This is a genomic window from Marinobacter antarcticus, assembly GCF_011049865.1.
GTDB lineage: Bacteria > Pseudomonadota > Gammaproteobacteria > Pseudomonadales > Oleiphilaceae > Marinobacter > Marinobacter antarcticus_A.
In genome coordinates, this window is the sequence record NZ_DRGY01000037.1 from 1 (window position 1) to 21,716 (window position 21,716).

Sequence of the window (21,716 nt, forward strand, 5' to 3'; positions counted from 1 at the left end):
AGGGGTCAGCTCACGAAACGGAAAAAATCGTACGCTAAGACCTCTGCAGTGTTCGTAACGATCGGTACTTTCCTTGTTCGACCTGTTTGTCCTGCTGCCAGATATAGTCGCCGGTCAGGTTGATGTGCTCCCAGCCCAAGGGAGAAAGATGCCGCAGAAGCGTCTCGTCGATATCCCGGCCGTCTTCGCGCAGTGCTTGAACCGCCCGCTCCATATAAACCGTATTCCAAAGGATAATAGCGCTGACGACGAGATTGAGTCCGCTTGCACGGTAGCGTTGATTCTCGTAACTGCGATCGCGGAGTTCACCGAGCCGGTTCAGGAAGACGGCACGAGCCAGCGCGTTCTTAGCCTCGCCCTTATTCAAACCAACCTGCACGCGGCGACGCAGTTCGACGTTTGCAAAAATTGCCACGACTATTGAAATCGTTTTTTGGCCATCCGGATTTGGCTTATATCTCCGGGTAATGTTCGCTTACTTTATTTCGAATTAGTAAGTGCAAGGCTGTCCTTGCCCACCCTTAAGGCCACACCTTGAATTGCTGCCCGTTTCCAGATCCACCCCACCATAGTCAGCACCTGGAAGCGCGACCTATTGGAGAGCGCGTCCGACCTCCTCGAAGGCAAGAGTATAGTCGGTAAGCAATTCGATGAACTCAGCACGGACGAACTGTACCGTGAGATTCGCCGACTGACGGTGGAACGCAATTTTTGTTGCTTAAGCTCCTGGGTGGCTCGTTCCACTTTGGCTGAGCTCCATGTATTTCACAGAGCCCTTCGGAAAATCCTTGCGAACCAAAAGCACTTCATCAACCTGTCACGTCAGTGACACGACAGTGTCATCTCTCAGCTTTACCGTTCAATTGTAACTCGCAATACGGCGAGCTTATTTATTGCAAAAGGTGATCCTGTGGCGCCAACTCAATCAACCAATGTGATGCTTCGAGTCGAGAGTATGGGCGTAACCTACCCGGGAAACGTCCTCGCGCTCAAACCCACCAACGTTCACTTTCACAAGGGCGAATTCACCGTGCTACTGGGACTTTCAGGCGCGGGTAAATCCACTCTGCTTCGTTCACTGAATCACCTGGTTAAGCCCACAACCGGGAAGGTTGTGTCTGGCGAGTTTGGTGAACTGACCAACCGTAGAATCCTGCGACAGCACCGCAGCCGCACCGCCATGGTGTTCCAGCATCACCAGCTGATCGAACGATACACCGCGTTACAGAATGTGCTGACAGGCAGACTTGCGTATCACGGTACTTGGCGAAGCCTGCTTCCCCTGCCCCGGCAGGACCTGGAGTTGGCTCTGCAATGCCTCGACCGCGTAGGTCTGGCTGACAAAGCGCTTTCCCGAGTAGATCAGTTGTCCGGCGGCCAGCAGCAGCGGGTTGGAATCGCCAGAGCATTGGTGCAGCAACCATCCATGATTCTTGCCGATGAGCCCGTTGCCAGCCTGGATCCGGCCACTTCTGAAAAGGTACTCGGCCTACTGCGCGATATTTGTCAGGAAGATGGAATCACCGCGGTTATTTCCTTGCACCAATTGGAATACGCCCAGCGTTTTGCAGACCGGATCATCGGCCTTTCGAACGCTCATATCGTTTTTGACGATGCTCCTGAAAACCTGAAATCGAAACACCTGGACGAGATTTACCACCGTTCACCCAGCGTGGTAGCTGCGGAAGGCAAACCAGCCATCCATAAACCTAAGACCACCCCGATAACGACAGACGTACTGGAGATAGCACAATGAAGACAATGATTCACTCTTTGCTGGCTCTGATAATGATGCTCGGCATCCATTGGTCAGCCCATGCCGCAGATACAGACCCTGATCTTTTGAAAGTTGCCTTGCTGCCGGATGAGAACGCGTCAGAACTGATCAAGCGAAACCAACCTTTGAAGGATTACCTGGAAACCACTCTTGGTAAGGAAGTAGAACTGATTGTTACCACCGATTACTCCTCCATGATCGAAGCCATGCGTTTTGGCCGAATTGACCTGGCTTACTTTGGTCCGTTGTCCTATGTGATGGCCAAGAGTAAGAGTGACATTGAACCCTTTGCCGCCATGGTGGTAGACGGGAAGCCGACTTATCGCTCCATCATTATTGCCAATGCGGACTCTGGCGTTGGCTCCTTCGCGGATATCAAAGGCAAGAAAATGGCCTACGGTGACCGCGCATCCACTTCCAGCCACCTGATCCCCAAGACCGTACTCCTTGAGAAGGCAGAGCTCGAAGCCGGAAAGGACTATGAGGCTCATTTCGTCGGTAGCCATGACGCTGTTGCGGTTAACGTCGCCAATGGCAATGCCGACGCCGGAGGGTTGTCCGAAGTTATCTTCGAGCATGTGATGGACCGCGGTTTGATTGATCGGAGCAAGGTCAAAGTGCTGGGCTACAGCGGTGACTTTCCTCAATACCCCTGGGCCATGCGTTCGAACCTGGCCCCTGAGCTGAAGAGCAACATTCAGAAAGCCTTTCTGCAGATCGATGACCCGGAGATTCTCGACAACCTGAAGGCTGAGGGATTCGCGGCAATTACCGACGAAGATTACGATGTCATCCGCGCTATGGGTGGCCTGCTCAATCTTGATTTCGCAAAAATGTGAGGAGTGCCCCATGAACTATACAACGACGGAACCGGCGACTCTGTCGCCGGCCCCGTCGGCCTCCGTGCTGGATGAGCACGCGAAAGGCTGGCGGAAAAAACTCAGACAGTCGCTGTTAGTGCTGCTCATCATTTTTGTCGCAAGTTGGTACGTAGGGCTGCTCAATTTCAATACACTTGCCAATGGCGTGCCAGCCATAGGCACACTCATTGGCGAATCTCTTCCACCTGACTTCACCAATGTGGCCAGCTGGGTGTCGCCGTTAATCGACACGCTTGCGATGAGCATTGCCGGTACTGCCATTGCAGTAACCTTGTCTGTGCCACTGGCATTCCTGGCTGCGCGCAACACCTCTCCACATCCGGTGGTGTTCCAAGTAACTCGAACCCTTTTAAACGGTTTGCGTTCAGTCCCGGAACTGATCATGGGCATCATCTTCGTGGCTGCTGTTGGTTTTGGGGCGTTGCCTGGCGTACTGGCGCTCGGTCTTCACTCCATTGGCATGGTTGGAAAGTTTTTTGCCGAAGCGATTGAGCATGTAGATGAGGCGCCAGTGGAAGCGGCCGATGCTGCCGGCGCTACTCGCTTGCAGGTGCTCTATCACGCCGTGCTGCCACAAGCACTTCCTCAATTCGCGGACGTGTCCATTTATCGCTGGGAATACAATTTCCGTGCCTCGACCGTAATGGGCATGGTGGGTGCCGGTGGTATTGGCTTCGAATTGATGGGCTCGCTGAGAATCATGCAGTATCAGGAAGTCAGCGCCATTCTCATTGTCATCTTGTTGATGGTCACCGTCGTGGACAGTCTCAGTGGCCGCCTTCGTAAGAAATTCAAATAAGGAACGTCGATGAAACCCAAGGTTGTGATAACCCATAAGATCCATGACAGTGTTCTGGATGAACTTGCCCAAGATTGCGAGCTGGTCACCAACCAATCCGGCGCCACGTTGCCCCAGGAGGAAGTGGCTGCGCGCGTTGCAGACGCTGATGCGATGATGGCGTTCATGCCAGACCGAGTTGGAGTGGAGTTCCTACAGGGGTGTCCGCGCTTGAAGGTGATTGGTGCAGCCCTGAAAGGCTATGACAACTTTGATGTGGATGCCTGCACGCGTCATGGGGTTTGGCTGACATTTGTACCGGATTTGCTAACCGTGCCTACTGCAGAGCTAACGGTCGGGCTGACGATCAGTCTCACCCGACAAGTCAAGGCGGCGGACCATTTCGTTCGATCCGGTGAATTTACTGGCTGGACACCACGCTTCTATGGGCAGGGGATCGAAGGCTCACGGATTGGTATTGTGGGTATGGGGGCCATCGGCCAAGCGGTGGCGCAGCGCCTGAACGGATGGGGAGCGGATTTAATCTATTCCCAGCCGGAACGTTTACCCGTGCAGCATGAGCAGGCACTGGGTTTGTCCCATACTCCCCTCAAGATGCTGCTGGCCCAGTCAGATATTGTGATCCTGGCACTGGCGCTCAATGAGCAAACCCTCCACACCATTAATCGCGAAACGCTAACAGGAATGAAACCGGGCGCATTCCTTATCAATCCCTGCCGTGGATCTGTGGTGGATGAGGGTAGTGTTCTGCAAGCGCTTCAATCCGGTCAGTTGGGGGGGTACGCCGCTGATGTGTTTGAGATGGAAGATTGGGCGAGAGAAGATCGTCCGAGGGAGATCGCCCAGGGGCTCAGGGCCCACCCCAACACGCTGTTTACTGCTCACATCGGATCGGCAGTCAGCCAGGTGCGTCTGGCTATCGAGCAACGCGCTGCTCGGAACATTCTGCAAGTGCTTCGGGGTGAGCGGCCGGGTGATGCGATCAATGATCCCAGTGGCCGCGAGAGCGGCCCATGCTGAATCTTGTCTGGCTGAAGAGTTTCGTGGCGGTGCTGGACCACAACGGGTTTCAGGCCGCAGCCCGCCAGTTGGACATCGCACAACCCACACTGTCCCAGCACCTTCAAAAACTCGAAAACCAACTTGGCGTTTTATTGGTCCACAGGGGGCGCTCTGGCTGTGAGCCAACCCGGGCTGCCTTAACCTTGTTGCCTTTTGCCCGAAGTCTGCTCCGGCTGGAGGAGCAGGCGAGATCTTCCATTATGGAGGCTCGACTTCGCGTTGGGGCGAGCTCCAATATTGGGATTTATATGCTCCAGCCCTACATCCGTCGTTACAAGGAGCTGGGCGTAGGGCCCGAGGTGGATGTGGTAATAGATTCCAATCCGACTATTGCACGGCATTTATCGGACGGTGAGCTGGACGTGGCGATTATGGAGTGGTGGCATGATCTACCCGGATTCCATGCTCAGGCGTGGCGTAACGAGCCCGTTGTTCTAATCGTTCCGCCTGGTCACCCGTTAGCCCGTCGAACCGATATCGACCGCGATACGCTGTCTAACATGGCTCTGATCGGCGGCGAACCCGGCACCGGCACTGGCCGGCTTTTGGCGACCTACTTCGGTGAGCATGGGCCATTTCCGACGGTATCTATGCAGCTGGGTAGCACCGAAGCCGTCAAGCAAGCGGTTAAGGTCGGACTTGGCGCATCGTTGGTGCTTGAAAGTTCTGTACGGGAGGAGGTCCAAAATGGAAGTCTGGTGGCTATTCCCGTGAGTGAGCCTGGCCTTAGCAAGGAGCTGATGGTGATTTATCCGAGCAGCCTGGACAAACACAGGCCAGTATACTCGTTTGTTGGGCATCTCTGTGAATAGCTATTGGGTCCACCTCACGCATATCTAGCTGGGAATGCAGATACTGAGCCTCACGCTCACTTCGACAACGCAGTATTCCGTCATCTGCATATCGGCAGAATGGGATATCCGGATGACGAACGGTCAGCCAACGATCCAATGCATAATGCAGAAACAGGTTTGCCAGAACTGGCGATAACGGGCCACCTTGTGGTGTGCCAACGTTCCGTCGTTCCTGCTTACCATCTTTCGTCTGCATCGGTGCCGTTAGCCAGCGCCTCACATACAGCAGCACCCAGGATTCAGAGCAATGGTGGTCAAGAGCCTTGAGCAATAGCTCATGATCAATATGATCAAACAAGCCACGGATGTCATACTCCAGCACCCAGTCCCTTTCCCAGCACCGCTTTCGCGTGATCACAAGCGCATCATGCGCGGATTTCCCGCACCGATACCCGTACGAGTCCACATGAAAGACAGGTTCCAGGATAGGTTCCAGCGTCATAGTAACCACAGTTTACGCTATACGATCGCTAACCGTGGGTACCCCGAGCAATCTTTCTCCTCCACTTTTCTTCGGAATTGGAACTGCTTTGACGGACGGTGGGAAATAGCTACCGGAGGACATCCGATTCCAAATTAGATAGAGGTTCTTACTCAAGTCTCGATCAAAGTCCTGAATCGTCTGGCCATCTACACCGGCCGCACCTCGATTTGATTTAACGCGCTGATACGCCTTCCATACCTGGCGCTTGGAATTTTTTTCTCTAATTGCGGAAATACCGAAATTAGATAAAACACAGCACGCCCCTCAGTTAGTAATATGGCTGCCCGATATCCCGGAATGATTATGAAGCGGAGATTGGTGTTGGCTTCATTTATGTTTTTTGATGCGCCTTAATAGAATGATGGTACCAATTCAGCCGAAGGCGAAACTGGAAATGAATACAACGGCAAAGCAGGCCGTCAGCCTGCTTTGCGTCTGCGTGAAGATAGGAATTAGTGCCCCTGCCCTCCAGCAGCGCCATGCACGCCCTCTATATAGTGAATGTAATTGACGTAGTCAGCGACAAAGGCACGCCCCTTATCGCTGCTTTGATCAGCCATGGCCCTTGCACGCTGAGCCTCATGATAACGCTCACGAATACCGTTCTCGATCTTGCGGGTTATATTTGCCACGAGGCGATCAATTTGCCCGTTTTCCAACGCCGCATCCGCCGCCATTAAACCCGGATCAATCTGTCCGGAAGGCTTGATGCCGGTAAAGGGTGCGCCTTCGGAGGCACGATGAACCTCAACGAGCGTCGAGAACAGATGCTGATCGGCAATGTTTTTCGCAGTTTCGCTTTGCCCGCGGACTTGGCGCACATCGGCGAATACCCTTTTGATTTCGGCCTCATCCTTTGCCGGCACCCATTTGAGCAAGGGCTTAACATTGCCTGACTCCAGTGCCGCACGGGCTTCGGTAATCACGGGACCGTCCAGAGCATCACAATGAGCTTGGGCGCTACCGGCAAACATCAGGCTGAAGATTGCTGCGGCCACTGCGGGAACAGCGGTTTTGCGTAATTTGGTTTTCATACATGACCTCTTCATATTGCGTTGAGCTTCACGAGCACCGGGTTTGGTGTCGCTTGGCAATCAGAGTACGGAAGGGAGGTCAAAGAAGCGTTCTCAGGTACGAAACCGAACCGATTCCATGGTTTGGAAATAAAATATATAATTCAAAAGGATAGAGGTTTCAGTATCGGGTGAGAGCGTACTCGAACGCCGGGTAGCCAGGTTCAGGATCGTGGCTAGGGTCGGATATCGCCCTGCAGGGCTCGTCGGCGATATTCACTGGGGGTAAATCCTGTCTCTTTCTTGAAAGCAGTGTTGAATACGGACTTCGAGTTGAAGCCAGAGTCATACATAGTTTGCAGAATATTTGCCTGATTGGCTGCATCGGCCAGGCGCGATTTCGCCTCGTCGATGCGATAGCGACTGACGAACTCAAAGAAATTGCAGCCAAAGCCTTGGTTAATGGCCCGTGAAACCTCTCTTGAAGGGGCGCCCAATTTCCGTGAAAGTTGTTCCAGGGTCAGGTTGGGGTGCAAGTGGGGCTTTTCCTGGTGCATTAACTGTTGGAGCCTGACCTTTAAAGTTTGATCAAACTGCGGCGTGGGCTCTTCTTCCAGCAAGGCGGCCTGGTCTGCTGCCAATCCAGAGAAAACAACGGGTTGGCGAAGAGAGTTTATCATCAGAAAATTGATGAAAATGAAGCCCGTTACAGCGCCAGCGCCGGCCACCCACTCGGTTCCAGGCACGCTTCTAAACACATGCGCTGTAAGGCAGTACATCATGCTCACGGTCCAAGCCACTGCATAGCCGATCAGAAGCGTCCGTAACCACGCAAGTTGTTTGTTTTCAATACTCGAGAAAATCTGTCGAATACCAAGGCCGAAACGGTTAATCGCACGAATCGTCGCGTACAGGTAGCCCAGAAAGACCGCGTGAATAGCGACTGCAAGAAGGGGAGAGGTAAGTACGCCCGGGTGGTCCCGTTCAAGCAGAATCTGAACTTTGGTCTCGCTTGGCTGTAAATAATATTCAATCAGAAAAATTGCGCCGACCACCCAGAAGAGCAACGTGTGCACGAGATGCTTCCCGCGTAACTGGAAATTCTGATACATCAGCGATTGCGCATATAGATAGAGCGAGCCGGCTTGTAGAAGTCCGATGAGTGTTCCGAGGTAGGCGAAGTTTGGGTACTGGAGCGCAAGCCCGCTGCCATAGAGGAAGATCTCTCCCAGCCCGGCGGCGAAGAACACCAGAGTGGCAACCAGGAGTCGGTTAGATATGAGCCCACTGTTGGATGGAAGTAGGAGAAAAACGGCAAGAGCCAGCGATTGAATGATGCTCGTCAGCAGCACAATGTCGGTGAGTGTCAGATACATGCCAGATTCAGCTCCGCTTCAAAACCATCCTGCCGTCCTGTTGCCGGCGATCTGAGATGCAGGGTCATGCCGGCACCTTTAGCAATCGCATCGGCAATCGCGAGGCCCAGGCCAGAACCTGCAGCGTCCGTTTTGGCGCGTGCAAACCGGTTTCTTAAAAGAGCGAGCTGTTCCGGTGGCACTCTTGCACCGCCATTGCAGACCCTTAAAACCCCATTATCGTTCAGGTTGATCTTCACCGGCTCGCTACGGGAACCATGCTTAAGGGCATTCTCGATCAGGTTACGCACCAGGATGGCGAAGGCATCGGGATCAAGAAAGGAGTTCACTTCGCGCTCCGGCAGGGATAAAACAACTCGCCCGGGTGCCTGGGCCTCAAAATCCCGGGCAATCATCGCGAGGATGGGCACAAGATCCTGCTGACTTTGTGAGAGTGCACCGCCACCTTCTGCTTTTGCCAACTCGAGCAGTTTTCCGGACAGCACCGAGAGACTGCGTAACGCTTCTTCAATTTCTGCAACATCATTCTTGAGATAATCATCGGGCATTCTGGTTTTCAGTCGCTGCACTTTGGCAAGCGCTGTTGCCAGGGGAGTTCGCAGTTCATGGGCACTGTTGGCGGTAAAGCTGCGTTCTGATTCGAGAGCACGATGCAAACGCTCAAGCAGCCGGTTGATGGCACCGGCGATTGGTTCAAATTCACGGGGTAACTGCTCTTCTACAACAGGGGACAGATCTCCCGCGCCGCGGGATTCAATGTCTTGCTGAAAATCGACCACCTTACGAAGGGAAAGCCGGACAATCCACCAGACACCCAACAGGCTGACCGGAATCAGCACCAGTAAAGGCAACAGTAAGGCTAATCCCGCCTCCAGAGCGGATTCACGCCGGTGCGCCAAGGGTTCGGCCACTTCAAGATAGATGGTATAGCTGACTGCAGATACGCCATATAGCCGGTGGGTCAGAGTATCTGAAAACCCTTCCGCGGGGGTCCTGCTAAACACGCCAGGGTCGGCATCGTGGGACTGGAGCAGAATATTTCCAGCTTCGTCCCGTACCAGATAGGTCAGGTATTCGTCATGGTCTTTCAGGGCTGGGGCCTTTTGATTGCCCGCGCCGTTCTCACGGTTCAGGATGTCGGTGACCGCCAGTGGCAGTATGCGCTGGGCGGTTTCTTCCAGGGCACTGTCGAAGACCTCGTTCATTTCATGCTGTGCCACCAGTCCCGAAGCGGTCACGCCCAACAGCCAGAGTAGGGTGACACCGAGTGTCAGGCCGATACCGAGTGTTTTTTGCAGGCTGGTTCTAGTGGTCATGTGTTTCCAGGCGATAGCCCATTCCCCTGACGGTTACGATAGCGTCCCGCCCCAGCTTTTTACGCAGACGGCTGACATAAACTTCGATGGTGTTACTTTCGATTTCGGCCCCGAAAGCGTATAGACGATCCTCCAGTTGCGATCGCGATAACAGCATTCCGGGTCGCTGGATAAAGCCCTCAAACAATGCCCACTCCCGTGCCGTAAGTTCTACCGGCAGGCCGTTGCGACTGATGCGGTGATCGCCAAGATCAATCATCAGCTCGCCCACTTGTATGATCGGGCTTGGATTGCCGCGATATCGGCGAGCCACCGCGGCCACGCGGGCCGACAACTCCGAAAGATCAAAGGGTTTGACCAGGTAGTCGTCAGCACCGGCATTCAATCCTTCAATCCGGTCAGACACCTGATCCCTGGCGGTCAGAATGATCACCGGTGTTGTTATTCCGGTAGCCCGGATCGTTCGCAAAAAGCCGAAGCCATGGCCGTCGGGCAGCATCAGGTCCAGCAGAATCAGGTCGTAGGCTGTGGTCCTGATACTCGCCTCAGCAAAGCGCAGAGTTTGCACCCAGTCCACGGCGTGGCCGTCGTCCGCAATCTGATCCCGGACCGCCTCGCCCAATCCCGCCGTATCCTCCACCAAAAGAACCCGCATTGTTCACCTCTGACCCAGCCCTGAAATCAAGATACTACAGCTCGAACCTGACAACAGCCTGAATGGTCAATAACGCTTCGATCTCTCTTCACCGACCTTCAGCTGGCTGTCAGGTTTGGGCGCTAGCCTTCGGGGGAATATTCCAGGTACCGATCGCAGGAGATGTGATGATGCGGATGATTTTTCCTTTCGTTGTGTTGGTTTTGGGCCTATGGGCCTGGAACCTCTTTGCAGGTCCTGGGGCCGGTTCTCCCTGGGCAGTCTATGACCAGAGCCTGCTGCTCAGTGGGCTGTTATCCATTGCTCTGATGTCACTAGCCATGATGTTGGCACTGCGCCCAGCCTGGTTGGAGAGACCGCTGGGCGGGTTGGATCAGATCTATCGCACCCACAAATGGGCGGGCATTCTGGCAGTGGTATTCGCCGCCGCCCATTGGCTGATTGAAATGGGTGACGATGTAATAGAGTCGGTGTTCGGAAAAGCCGGCAAGCTGCACGATCAGGATTATTCCGGGTTCATCGACACCATGCGCGATGCGGCGGAAGAGGTAGGGGAGTTCGCCATCTATCTGCTGTTCGCCATGCTGCTGATCACCTTGTTGCGCAAGTTCCCCTACAAATACTGGCGCTATTTGCATCGCGGCATGCCGGTGCTTTATCTGTTGCTCGCTTTCCACGCGGCGTGGCTTACTCCGCTGCAATGGTGGCAGCAGCCAATCGGTGTGCTGATGGCCATTTTGCTCTTTGGCGGCAGCATCGCCAGCGGGCTATCCCTGACCGGCAGAGTTGGTCGTCGTCGCCAGGTTCGCGGCATGGTCACCGCGATCAAAACACCAGACCGGGACGTCACCGAAGTTACCTGCCACATGGGGCCGGCATGGCCCGGTCACCGTGCGGGGCAATTCGCCTTTGTGACCTTCGACCGACTAGAGGGCGCGCACCCGTTCACGATTGCCAGTGCCGATAGGGAAAATGGCACGGTTACGTTCATCATTAAATCGCTCGGCGACTTCACCCGCAATCTGAGCCAAAAAATCAGCGTGGGGCAAACCGTAAATATAGAAGGCCCTTACGGCTGTTTTAACTTCGATCGCCGCAACCGCAAATCCCACCAGATCTGGATAGCCGGTGGCACCGGGATCACGCCGTTTCTGGCCTGGCTCGAAGCTCTAAGCAGCGCCACCGACGCCACCGTGCCTGAAGCCGATCTGCATTACTGCACGCGCAACGCCGGCCAGGATCCCATGGTGGATCGACTTCGGGCGCTTTGCGATGGCTTTCCCGGGATACACCTCGAGATTCATGACAGCAGCAAGGGGCAGAGGTTGTCTGCCGAGACGTTGTCTACCAACGGACGCTCGGCAGCAGGCGCAGAGGTCTGGTTCTGCGGCCCGGCAGGGCTGGGGGAAGCCATTAGAAACGGCTTGCGGGCAGCACCCTTCCGCCTGACTCGCTTCCATAAAGAAGCTTTTCAGTTCCGCTGAAATGGCCTCGTTTGTTCAGGTCGTTGTCAGGTTAGCGCCTTAGAGTGGATTTAACACAACCAGCAGGAGAGACACCATGAAGACCAAACCCATTATTCTGAGCCTGTCTTTGTTACTTCTGAGCGGTACCGCAGTGGCCGATGACGACTGCGATGATCCGGTGGCGAGTTGGCAGCCCCGTGAAAATCTGCGTGAAAAGCTGGAAGCCGAAGGCTGGACAGTTCACCGAATAAAGGTTGACGACGGTTGTTATGAAGTCCGGGGCCTCGATGCCGATGGGGTCAGGGCAGAAGCCTCTTTCGCGCCCGCTTCATTGACCATGATGAAATGGGAGCGTGAAGACAGTGACGATGAGGAGAGGGACCGCGGCAACAGGAAAAATGGACAGGACAATCCCAAAAGTCAGGCGCCACGCAACGGCATCGTCAAGGGGCGTCCCACGGTTACCGTTGAGTAACTGAGCGAATTTGCCCTGTTCCTTTAACGTTCATCAGGTTTTTGGAGACCATTTATGAAAACGTTTGTTCTCACTTGCAGCCTTTTCGCCGCCTTGGCTTTACCGGTATTCGCCCAGGCCCGTGACGTGACCTTCACTACGGAACTACAGAATTACGGCGGCGATGGAGCCTATCTGGCGCTGTATCTTACCGATGCCGCCGGAGAGTATCAGGGTACCCTTTGGGTTTCCGGGAAGAAATCTAAATACTACAAACACCTGGGAGGCTGGGCCCGGGGCAGTGGGCTTGATCCTGCAGAGTATGACGGCTTGACTGGCGCCAGTGTTACCAGTGGCCGCACGCTGAAAGTGACTCTGAACCTCGATGATTCGCTGATCGACAACGGCTATGAGGTTCGAGTCGACTCTGCTGTTGAAGATATGCGCGATATCAGAGCCGATGTGATAGCCCCCCTGACCACCGAAGGGTCCGGAAAGCCGGTTTCAGGACGTGGTTACGTGCGCGCTCTGACCTACGAGCTTCAATAATTCACCAGGAGCATCGGCTATTATGTTGCGCAAGTTCCACAGTTTACCGGGTTTGCTTGCAGGCGTGTTCCTGATCGTTCTCTCGGTCACGGGAGCTGTGTTGGCTTTGGCTCCGACGCTGGATAGAGTGTCAGCGGTCATTCCGGCTTCCGGTGAAGTCAGTATTGCCGAGCTGGCAGACCGGGTCGTTGCTCACTATCCCGGGACTGAGCAGATCGTGCGAGAGCCTTCTGGCAAGGTCATTGTCTATTACAGCCGTGACGGCCAGGCCGGTGCGGATCTGGTGAATCCGGTAACAGGTGAGGGCACGCCCTACGAACCTTCCGCATTCTTTGGCTGGATCAAGGATCTGCATCGTGCGTTTATGCTGGATGATGCCGGTAGAGCGCTGGCCGGCGTATTGGCTGTTTTGATGGTGCTTCTGTGTCTTTCGGGAATATTTTTGATAGCCCGGCGTACCGGGGGTTGGAAGAATATATTAAGACCGCTTTCCGGCTCAGGCGGGAAACGAATCCATGCCGAGCTGGCCCGGTTTGCCGTGCTCGGCCTACTGTTATCCGCACTGACCGGTAGCTATATGTCGGCACAGCGCTTTGGTTTGCTGCCGGAAGCGCCTGACACAGGGCCAGGGTTTCCGGCTGAGGTCTCGGGCGGGCAACCATCGCCTGTGGGCACCTTAAAAGCGCTAGGCAATTTCGATCTTGGCGAACTCCGGGAACTGGTGTTTCCCTATCCCGGTGATCCGCAGGACGTCTATTCGCTGTCAACCGCCGGCGGCTCCGGATTCGTGGACCAGGCTACGGGCGAGTTGCTGCAGTTCCAGCCGCGCTCTGACAGCGGCGTATTGCAGGACTGGATTGTACGTTTGCACACCGGTGAAGGCCTATGGTGGCTTGGCCTGATTCTTGGCGCTGCGGCACTGACTGTGCCAGCTCTCTCGATAACAGGTGCAACCATCTGGTGGCAGCGTCGCCGGTCTTCAGGGCAGCTTCCTGACAACGCCGATGCCGCTCAGGCGGATACAATTATTCTGGTCGGCTCCGAAGGTAATGCCACCTGGGGATTTGCCCGGGAACTCCATAGCAGCCTGAATAAGGCCGGTTTCCGCGTGCATTGCAGCGAGATGAATGCCCTGGCTAAGCAGTATCCGCAGGCTTCCAGGCTGTTCGTGCTGACTTCGACATACGGCGATGGTGATGCACCCGCATCGGCCCGGCAGTTTATGGCCAGGCTCAAAGAATTCCGGGCTGAGAAGAACCTGCGATACACGGTACTGGGTTTTGGTGACCGGCAGTTTCCGAACTTCTGTCAGTTTGCCTTGTCGGTGGATACTGCGCTCGCCGGTAAAGGCGTCAGCCGTTTGCACGCCATTGAACTGATTGATCGGTGTTCTGCCTCGCAATTCAGTGAGTGGGGAAACCGGGTTGGTGAGGTTATCGGTACTCCGCTTTTCTTGAACTACTGTGCATTGCAGCCAGCAACGGTCAAACTGGAACTGGTAGAAAGGGCGGATTACGGGATTGCGGTTCAGGCGCCCACCAGTATCTTCCGGTTCAAACCGGCGGAGCAGGGCGGATGGCTAACGGCTTCTCCAAGAAGATTTAAAGCGCTGCCACCGTTCGAGGCGGGAGACCTTTTGGGGGTTATTCCCCCACACGGTCAACCCCCGCGGTTCTACTCGCTCGCGTCCTCGGCAAATGACGAAATTGTTGAGATATGCGTCCGTAAGCAGGCCGGCGGTCTTTGCTCCGGTTATTTGCATGACCTCAAGCCGGGTGATTGTATCGATGGCTTCATCCGCCCCAATCCAGGCTTTCGGCCAGCTACAGGTAGCCAGCCAGTTATCCTAATCGGTGCAGGTGCCGGCATTGGTCCGTTAACCGGTTTCATCAGAAACAATACCAGTTGCAACCCTATGTATCTGTACTGGGGCGGTCGCGATGCCAGGTCAGATTTTCTCTACCAACCTGAGCTTGGGCGCTATCTTGAGGATCATCGACTGAGCGGGCTGAACACAGCCTTCTCAAGAACAGACGAGCGCGCCTACGTGCAGGATAAGCTCAAACAGGATGAATTAGCCGTGCGACAGATGGTTAACACCGGTGCGCAGATACTGGTCTGTGGTGGCCGGGATATGGCGGCGGCTGTGCGGCAGGTTATAGAAGACATTCTCAAACCCTTGCACATCGATATTGAAACTCTGAGAGGCCAGGGACGTTATCTTGAAGATGTATATTGACAGATAAAGTGACAAGGTCGAACTGAGCCTATAATCCCAAAGCACCAAATCGCGTCCTGAACAGGAAGCTGAAAGATGCCATCCACAGAAAATGAAAGACTGCTCAGCGAGCACCAGCCTAATGCCGTTCGTGCACGGCTTGCTGGTCCCGTTAAGGCCTCGACGCTACCAGATGCTGTGCTTGGCGGCATCGATGGCTGCGTTACAACGTTTGCGGTTGTATCGGGTGCGTTCGGCGCAGGTTTCTCGCCACAGGTTGCGTTGGTACTCGGCTTTGCAAACCTGATTGCAGACGGCTTCAGCATGGCGGTAAGTAATTACGAAGCGGGCCAGGCGCAGTTGAATCAGATCAAATTTGCTGAACGCACAGAACGTGAACATATCCGTGCTGTGCCAGAAGGTGAACGTGAGGAAATTCGCCAGCTGTTTCAGGCGAAGGGATTCGACGGCGAATTGCTGGAGCAAGTAGTGGAGGCTATCAGTCGTAATCCCGATGTGTGGGTAGCAACCATGTTGCGAGAAGAGTACGGACTCTCGGGTGCCGGACTCAGCCCACGCCGAGCCGCGTTGACTACCTTCGCCGCATTTTTGTCGGTTGGTGCTTTACCTTTACTGCCTTATGCCATCCCGGGTATGGAGAGTCAGATTCAGTTCCTGACGAGTCTTGGTTTGGCAGGCGTCGTCTTCTTGGGTATCGGAATGCTTAAAAGTATCGTCTATGGCTTACCAGCAATGCGATCAGGACTCCGGACTTTGATCATGGGTACGGCCGCAGCGGGGCTGGCGTTTGCTACTGGGCATTTTGCGCAGGGGTTATTGGGGGGTTAGTTCTTCAGCGGTGAATAGACAATTTAACATAATATTCCCCTAAGAGCTGATATTCATTCGCGTACCCGCTATTGGAATTAACGGCGGATTTCTCGCTCTGTTCGCCCAATGAGTGTAGTTGCAGAATTGAATTTTTAAAGCACAACTCATGCTGAAATGAAAATTATTTAGCAAGGGCCAGTCGTCGACTAATTACTGCGCAACTTTATGAATTGTGGAAAAAATGGTGTCGATATCATTGATGCCAAAGGCTTAGCGTACAATTTTTTCCGTTTCGTGAACTGACCCCAATGAGTCCATCATCATTGGAGAGGACATCGAAGTGACCGTAACCCTGATCGATACCAACCGAATCAGACTGATGATAGAGGCCCCCTCCCATGTTCCAGTGCATCGTAAAGAGGTGTTTCTGCGATTGAAGCAGGAGGAGTTACAAAAATCGGGGCCGGACTCACTCACATATCGAGGGAAAAATCTTCTGCGTAAAATCGGCTTTTCTAAGTGATCATCCTACCGGTTTTCATCATGCCCAATCTTACTAGGTTGACCGTGACATTTATCTTTGTTTGATTGTTCTACGCTCAGTCGCTGATTGTTGTCCATAAAGATCGAAGGCAGACTCTCTTTTGAGTCTACGTATTTTCTGGCCGACCGGACATCTCGCCAGCCGACCCAATGCATTAATTGGGACCACGACGCGCCCTGATCAATCAACCAATCTGAGACGCCACGACGCATCGAATGCGAACTGAAATGTTCCGGAATGTGCGCTCCATTCTCGCGCGCCTCGTCAAAAACCCTCTTCAAAATTTTATTGATGGAATTCGAGTTAAGGCCATCAGACCAAACCGCCCCCCAGCGGTCGACTTTACTGAACAAGAACTGGTCTTTAATTGTTTCAGAGCCGATATCGAGTCCCCCAAATCTGTCCTCGATCCACTCGGAAATTGCGTAAATAGGGCATAGTTCCGATAAAGCAACAAGCGTTACCTCTCGCCCCGAACTGCTGCGGTCGGCCTTTGAGGTGGGAATCATCACCGTCAATTTTGGCGGATGACTTCTCCAATCAAAAGTCAGGTGGGAAAGCCGTATATTCACCAACTCGCTCCCTCGAAGACCAAACCAAAATGCCGTGAGTAGCATGGCCCTGTCCCGCGAATAACGGCGCCACTCCCGATTAGCCGCACCTTCTTGACGATTTCTTTTATCCGCAAGAAAGCTCACTGTTTCCCTGAGGGTGTCTAAAGGCAGAGCATTCGCCTGTTTCTGGCTGGCATTATGGAATTTCCGAATTCCTCGCATGGTTTCTAGAACGAGTTTGCTCTTGTTCGGGTTAGAGCCGGTCATCTCTTCGTGCCACTTGCCAATCAATGAGCGGCGCTGTTCCAACGTCGCCACTTTCAGTGTCCCGGCATAATGACTCAGATAAAGAGACAGATCATGTGGCGTGCAAGGGAAGGGGCCTTTATACACTTCCCGATAATGCTTAATCGCGTTAGCGGTGGCGATCTCGGTGTTGGTGCTCCGCGCAGCTTCTAGGTATTTATTGAGCTTTGACTGGTCTGGGTGCCCCGGAGAATGGGACAAGCTCTCATCTTCCAGGCCCCGTTTACGCTCATTACCCTGACTTTCGTAGGATCCATTTCTGGTCATTTCACAGGCTCCCGCTGCGCTTACTTGTCCGCAAGTGAATTTCAATTTGTAACATTCAGAAGGCCCGACACAGGCCGCCACTCTGATGAGGGAGTTGCACCAGATTGGCCCGAAAATCCCAATGCCCGTAGCCAGTCCTTGCATCAACGAAAACCTGCCTTTTACGGTCTTCCGGGAGATCGAAGAACTGAGGTTTTGGATTTAGCGTTCCGGCTAAGGTTTGCCAACGATCAGTGATACGAAGCCGGCACCTGGCTGCTGTGTACATAGTCAGAAACAGCTCCTCCGCATGCGCAGCCGGAGCGGTCTCAATGAGCAGCTCCGGAAGCCCAATTTTATCAAAACCAACCGTATAGCTGAGACCATCTACATGCCGGACGTGTAAACCTAAACGGTGAATGCTCGCGCGAATGTCATTCGCATGCAGTTCCAGGCCGTTCTCGAAGTAAGTTAAATCCATCAGCAGCTCTCCATTGACTGTATCAATATCCACCGTACCCCAGTAATCAGAACCGACAAGGTACCCCCGCTGAATGCCATACAGACTGGCACCAGGCCCAGTCAGTTTCTTCATCGCCATGTAACCAGGTGCCAGGGATATTCGAAATGATCTTCACCTGTCTGCTTCATTTCATCGTGGTTTCGGATGACCCGATCCCAAAAGCCACGACTTAACCGCCCTACTCTCCCAATATATCATCAAGATGCGATAACCTTCTATTATCGAATCTTGATTTTTAACATAAAAAGAGGCCTTTTTCTTATTTCGTGTTTCTTTTCGTTCGTTTCGTTATACTATTCGTAGCAATGCCCAAAGATGAATGCCGGAAATTCGAAGAGCGCTAGGGATCAAACGCTGAAAAGTCACTAATTCATTGTTTTTGATCATTTTTTCTGTGTGGAGACTTACTGTCATGCCTAGACCAGCCAAAATCACTGAATCAGCCGTCGAATCAGCTGTGGCTGAGCTAAAAAGCACCCATACACCAGTCAACCCTTACCAGGTCCGCAAAATTCTTGGTGAAGGATCCATCGCCAAAATCGGTTACTTCCTGAAAGCTCTGGGACATACGACGGACTACAGCGCCGAAAAAGACGACCCCCTTACACTGAAGCTGGTCAACATGCTCAGGCCGGTTGCCCTTGAGCTGGATGAGCAGTCCAAAGAACGAATTCGACAAGCAACCCAACAGCTCAATACCGAGCTAGAAGAAAAAGCTACACTGGTAAGCAGTTTGGAGCGCCAGCTCGGGGACAAGCAGTCAGTAATCGACGAGTTTGAAGCAAAGTTAGAAAAAGCTATTGCGGAGAGGGATCTCAGTCGCGATAAGAGTCAAAAACTTGAAGTAGAGCTCGCCAGACTTGAGGAGAAAGTGATCCAACAAGCTGAGCAATTAGAAGCCGCAAAATCAGTAATACAGCAGAAGGAATCTGAAACGGCCGAAGCTCGCAACGAAATGAGAATCATCATTAAAGACAACAACATCGCGCGCCAGGCTATGCAGGAGAATCACGAGGCGGAAATCAAGATATACAAAGAAGAGCTGGATAAACGCAGTGAAGATTACAGTGCCCTTTCAGCAGAACTGGAAGCAGCCCGTTCAAGCAGCGAATCTCTACAGGAAAAGATACGTCAGCAAGGAATCGAAAAGGAAATCGCCAATAGCGAAGTTAAAAGTCTGAAGTCCGACGTCGTCAATAGGGAGCAGCAGATAGCATCCCTCAGAGAGCAAGTTAAGAAGGTCGAACAACGCCTCTCTAAAGAGCGTCATTCGCACCAGCTCGAAAAACAAGAATCCCAACAAGAGCTTTCTGCAATCAAGGCTCGTAACGTATCGCTGTCCAACGACAATACACGGCTAGAGAATGATTGCGCCTTTCTTCGGTCTTTGATTCAGAAGTTTCAGATCTCTAGTGATCAGACCGAAGATACTTCAGAAGACAGACGACCATAGCCAGCAGAGTAAACATCAGCGGCAATGACGATGCTTCTTAGCTCAGAGCTGTCCCAGGATTTCACCACGAATGGCCGATCTGAGATCATTGGCTCCGGGAACAATCACACTACGCAAAATTGGCGAGCCGGAAATCGATTCACGCGCGCGGCTGGCGAAGCGGTATAAATCCGGGCATCCCGAACTACTCTGTATGCGCCCTTTTGGAGCGCTAGCCGTTTTACCTGAGCTTAACTTCTTAGTTTGAGGTGCTGCCAGCGCCCCATTCTACAGCATACAGCACGCTCTGATGACACGACAGGCAATCCAAGTACATATTGGATTTAGATTTCCGGGTTTTAGTCGAGCTTGAGTTGCACGCTGGGCATGGCTGCTTAAGGGCAGTGTTCGTTAGGCATTTCTCACAGCGAATATAGTATCCGAAGCGACCGTACTGCGCCGAAAGCGCGGATGTCTCACCGCAATTTTTACAACATATACGAATGGCTGGCTGATTTTGGGTTTTCTTTGGCTCAACAACGCTGCCAGCCAACTTTATATCCGACCCCAAGCTTTGTTCGAGTGGTTGCTGGTAACCCCTTAAAAACTCGAAAATTCGCTCCATTTCATCACATGTGAAACGGGGCTCGGATTTGGCAAAGCTTTTCAGACCGCTGTTCGAAGCTTCTGTTAGCTCCTTGACCTTTTCAACTAGAAATTCTGATTTTACGATATGCTTTGATATATCCGAGGGTATGTTGTCACGATCTAACCGAGCAGAACTCGAAATAGCAATCACAGTTTTGTACTGTCGAAGACCAAAGCCTTTTTGTATGCCCAGGAGCTTTCCAAGTAGCTGCGTGCTGTTATCTCTAAGTAGAGCCTTCAGGTTATCAATCTGCATTGCTGCTTGCTGAACCGGGGAGGCGATGCCAAACCACTGATCTTTGTATGATCGCTCCCATTCACCTGCAGAATTCACGCGGACTGATCCCTGAATACTCTTGCTTTCAATAACAATAAATCCAGCCTTGTAGATAATTAAATGATCAATCTGGGAGGTAAATCCATTAATCTCGATCTTAAGATTGTTAAGAATTCTGTAGCTATCATCGTGTCCGAAGTATCGGTCAAGAAAATACGATACCTGTGATTCCTGTTTTTCTCCTGCCATCCTTCTGTAATCTGGCATTGTTGAACACTCCCTATGCTATTCGTTCGTAAAATGTGCTCACAGGTGAAAATTCATTTCCAATTGAACTTAGGCCAAGTACTCCAGTCCAGAATCCGAAATTTGAAGAAACTTTTGGGTAACCAGTTGGTTCAAGGCATTCTGAATCGCCACCTCATTGCCTTTGAGTTTCAGCTGGGCAGCGATGTGATTGCGTAAACTAGCAACTTTCTGGGGCCGCTTCGCCTTAGGTATGGAAGACAAATTCTTCATCAATGTCTGCGTGCCGCTTGAGGTTCCGGCAACCCTGAGTTGCTTGCAGGAGCGACCAAGGGTTTTAATGTGGGCGATAAGCGGAGAGAACCCAGCATCATTACTGACGACTTCAAAAGCAACTGACCGACCAGCTTCTGCGTCGAACTTCCCGAGGTAATAAGCAAGGTGAAAATCCAGGTTATTTGCCTGAGTAGCCTTTAATTGGATCACAACTAGATTGATTGGTTTGTCGTACTTCGTTTCCGCGAAATCTAGCTTCTTTTGCTGTGCTCCAAGAAAAATAATGATCCGCTCATACTCTGAGAGACTGATATCTCTCAGGTTTCCAACGTTCTCATAATCGATGAATGCCCACTTCATTCCATAATATCCTATGCTGATTAAATCCCTTTAACTGTCAATACGTACTCAATCAGTATCACGCCGGCGTAAGTCTGCTACACGACCAAGTGTCTTATCTTTCACTCCAAGTTTCTGAGCTGGTCTTTAATAATTGCTCTGATGTAGCTGTTGGGACAGTTGGTTTGGTAAGGATCCGTAAAGTCATTGACGAACGCATTCGTTATCTGGCTGATCCGATCCAGTTCGTCTGTTGAGAGATCGTTGAATAATTCTCCACTTTCCTCATGAATCAGAGACATTACAACATAGTGCGTATTCCGGCGAACGTGAACACTCAATCCGGTTGAACGTGAACACCTTTTTTCTTAACGCATTACCCACTGAGGTTTGTACCCCGGGTGTTCACGTTCAGTCAATTTCCTGAAGTCGTTTTCTCATAGATTCTCCCGATTAATGCTGGCACTGACACAGGCCAAGGCCGATGGCACTTACCAGAAAACCCTGAACCAGCTGAGCAAAATAAACCTGTTGATCCTGGACGACTGGGGGCTGGAAGCCCTGAGCCCGGCGCACCGAAACGACCTGAT

22 protein-coding genes and 1 pseudogene are annotated in these 21,716 nt (G+C 52.6%); 13 read left to right on the top strand and 10 right to left on the bottom strand.

The features are described from left to right. Nucleotides 1-34 precede the first annotated feature (34 nt). Nucleotides 35-400: pseudogene (locus tag ENI00_RS04730) on the bottom strand (Tn3 family transposase); the annotation flags it as partial. Between the two features lie 510 nt (nucleotides 401-910). Here ENI00_RS04730 and phnC point away from each other — a divergent pair. From phnC to ENI00_RS04755, 5 genes are read left to right on the top strand one after another with little or no spacing between them, the layout of a single operon-like run. Further along, nucleotides 911-1,756 (top strand): phosphonate ABC transporter ATP-binding protein, encoded by an 846-nt coding sequence (gene phnC / locus ENI00_RS04735; protein WP_011784779.1) that lies wholly within the window; start codon nucleotides 911-913, stop codon nucleotides 1,754-1,756. Next, nucleotides 1,753-2,616: a phosphate/phosphite/phosphonate ABC transporter substrate-binding protein gene (gene phnD / locus ENI00_RS04740; protein WP_011784780.1), complete on the top strand. Its 864-nt coding sequence runs from the start codon at nucleotides 1,753-1,755 to the stop codon at nucleotides 2,614-2,616. The genes phnC and phnD overlap by 4 nt, the downstream gene beginning before the upstream one ends. A 10-nt stretch (nucleotides 2,617-2,626) precedes the next feature. Beyond that, complete coding sequence (phnE, locus tag ENI00_RS04745) at nucleotides 2,627-3,457, top strand: phosphonate ABC transporter, permease protein PhnE (protein ID WP_304099603.1); 831 nt, start codon at nucleotides 2,627-2,629, stop codon at nucleotides 3,455-3,457. Nucleotides 3,458-3,466: 9 nt separating this feature from the next. Further along, nucleotides 3,467-4,477: a phosphonate dehydrogenase gene (locus ENI00_RS04750; RefSeq protein ID WP_011783502.1), complete on the top strand. Its 1,011-nt coding sequence runs from the start codon at nucleotides 3,467-3,469 to the stop codon at nucleotides 4,475-4,477. Continuing rightward, nucleotides 4,471-5,331 carry a LysR family transcriptional regulator gene (locus ENI00_RS04755; RefSeq protein ID WP_011783503.1) on the top strand — a complete coding sequence of 287 codons (861 nt, stop codon included), beginning with the start codon at nucleotides 4,471-4,473 and terminating at the stop codon, nucleotides 5,329-5,331. Before ENI00_RS04750 ends, ENI00_RS04755 begins: the two co-directional genes overlap by 7 nt. On the opposite strand, the gene ENI00_RS04760 is transcribed toward ENI00_RS04755, so the two are convergent. The 5 genes from ENI00_RS04760 to ENI00_RS04780 form a co-directional block, all read right to left on the bottom strand. Then, entirely contained in the window at nucleotides 5,246-5,815 is a 570-nt protein-coding gene (locus ENI00_RS04760; RefSeq protein ID WP_081432065.1) for a reverse transcriptase domain-containing protein, read from the bottom strand. The two genes, ENI00_RS04755 and ENI00_RS04760, sit on opposite strands and share 86 nt — an antisense overlap. A 494-nt stretch (nucleotides 5,816-6,309) precedes the next feature. Further along, a complete protein-coding gene (locus ENI00_RS04765; RefSeq protein WP_011784782.1) occupies nucleotides 6,310-6,891 on the bottom strand; it encodes a DUF6448 family protein in 582 nt (193 codons plus the stop codon). 215 nt (nucleotides 6,892-7,106) lie between these two features. Continuing rightward, nucleotides 7,107-8,246 carry a helix-turn-helix domain-containing protein gene (locus ENI00_RS04770; protein WP_011784783.1) on the bottom strand — a complete coding sequence of 380 codons (1,140 nt, stop codon included), beginning with the start codon at nucleotides 8,244-8,246 and terminating at the stop codon, nucleotides 7,107-7,109. After that, entirely contained in the window at nucleotides 8,237-9,562 is a 1,326-nt protein-coding gene (locus tag ENI00_RS04775) for an ATP-binding protein (RefSeq protein ID WP_019677803.1), read from the bottom strand. The genes ENI00_RS04770 and ENI00_RS04775 overlap by 10 nt, the downstream gene beginning before the upstream one ends. Beyond that, nucleotides 9,552-10,217, bottom strand: coding sequence for a response regulator (locus ENI00_RS04780; protein WP_011786648.1), 666 nt, complete (start codon nucleotides 10,215-10,217; stop codon nucleotides 9,552-9,554). The genes ENI00_RS04775 and ENI00_RS04780 overlap by 11 nt, the downstream gene beginning before the upstream one ends. A 167-nt stretch (nucleotides 10,218-10,384) precedes the next feature. Between ENI00_RS04780 and ENI00_RS04785 the strand changes: the two genes are divergently transcribed. The 6 genes from ENI00_RS04785 (at nucleotide 10,385) to ENI00_RS18710 (ending at nucleotide 16,258) form a co-directional block, all read left to right on the top strand. Further along, a complete protein-coding gene (locus ENI00_RS04785; protein ID WP_304099642.1) occupies nucleotides 10,385-11,701 on the top strand; it encodes a ferredoxin reductase family protein in 1,317 nt (438 codons plus the stop codon). A 76-nt stretch (nucleotides 11,702-11,777) separates the two neighbouring features. Continuing rightward, a complete protein-coding gene (locus ENI00_RS04790) occupies nucleotides 11,778-12,158 on the top strand; it encodes a PepSY domain-containing protein (protein WP_011784787.1) in 381 nt (126 codons plus the stop codon). Nucleotides 12,159-12,212: 54 nt separating this feature from the next. Then, on the top strand, nucleotides 12,213-12,686 hold the full coding sequence (locus ENI00_RS04795; RefSeq protein ID WP_011784788.1) for a DUF2271 domain-containing protein: 474 nt from the start codon (nucleotides 12,213-12,215) through the stop codon (nucleotides 12,684-12,686). 22 nt (nucleotides 12,687-12,708) lie between these two features. Beyond that, the gene (locus ENI00_RS04800) at nucleotides 12,709-14,925 is read left to right on the top strand and encodes a PepSY domain-containing protein (RefSeq protein WP_022989539.1); all 2,217 of its coding nucleotides are present in this window, start codon (nucleotides 12,709-12,711) and stop codon (nucleotides 14,923-14,925) included. A 75-nt stretch (nucleotides 14,926-15,000) separates the two neighbouring features. Continuing rightward, nucleotides 15,001-15,753, top strand: a complete 753-nt coding sequence (locus ENI00_RS04805) for a VIT1/CCC1 transporter family protein (protein ID WP_011784790.1) — start codon at nucleotides 15,001-15,003, stop codon at nucleotides 15,751-15,753. A 298-nt stretch (nucleotides 15,754-16,051) separates the two neighbouring features. Further along, nucleotides 16,052-16,258 (top strand): carbon storage regulator, encoded by a 207-nt coding sequence (locus ENI00_RS18710; protein WP_081432106.1) that lies wholly within the window; start codon nucleotides 16,052-16,054, stop codon nucleotides 16,256-16,258. Nucleotides 16,259-16,263: 5 nt separating this feature from the next. On the opposite strand, the gene ENI00_RS04810 is transcribed toward ENI00_RS18710, so the two are convergent. After that, nucleotides 16,264-17,406, bottom strand: a complete 1,143-nt coding sequence (locus tag ENI00_RS04810) for a tyrosine-type recombinase/integrase (RefSeq protein ID WP_011783521.1) — start codon at nucleotides 17,404-17,406, stop codon at nucleotides 16,264-16,266. A gap of 55 nt (nucleotides 17,407-17,461) precedes the next feature. After that, nucleotides 17,462-17,980, bottom strand: a complete 519-nt coding sequence (locus ENI00_RS04815; protein ID WP_304099657.1) for a hypothetical protein — start codon at nucleotides 17,978-17,980, stop codon at nucleotides 17,462-17,464. A 340-nt stretch (nucleotides 17,981-18,320) separates the two neighbouring features. Between ENI00_RS04815 and ENI00_RS04820 the strand changes: the two genes are divergently transcribed. Beyond that, nucleotides 18,321-19,361, top strand: a complete 1,041-nt coding sequence (locus tag ENI00_RS04820; protein ID WP_072678566.1) for a hypothetical protein — start codon at nucleotides 18,321-18,323, stop codon at nucleotides 19,359-19,361. 238 nt (nucleotides 19,362-19,599) lie between these two features. Here ENI00_RS04820 and ENI00_RS04825 read toward each other — a convergent pair whose 3' ends face one another. Continuing rightward, nucleotides 19,600-20,532: a nuclease-related domain-containing protein gene (locus ENI00_RS04825; RefSeq protein ID WP_011783524.1), complete on the bottom strand. Its 933-nt coding sequence runs from the start codon at nucleotides 20,530-20,532 to the stop codon at nucleotides 19,600-19,602. A gap of 69 nt (nucleotides 20,533-20,601) precedes the next feature. After that, the gene (locus ENI00_RS04830; RefSeq protein ID WP_072678417.1) at nucleotides 20,602-21,147 is read right to left on the bottom strand and encodes a PIN domain-containing protein; all 546 of its coding nucleotides are present in this window, start codon (nucleotides 21,145-21,147) and stop codon (nucleotides 20,602-20,604) included. 369 nt (nucleotides 21,148-21,516) lie between these two features. Between ENI00_RS04830 and ENI00_RS04835 the strand changes: the two genes are divergently transcribed. Beyond that, a partial coding sequence (locus ENI00_RS04835) for an ATP-binding protein (RefSeq protein WP_304099669.1) occupies nucleotides 21,517-21,716 on the top strand: 200 nt, incomplete at its 3' end.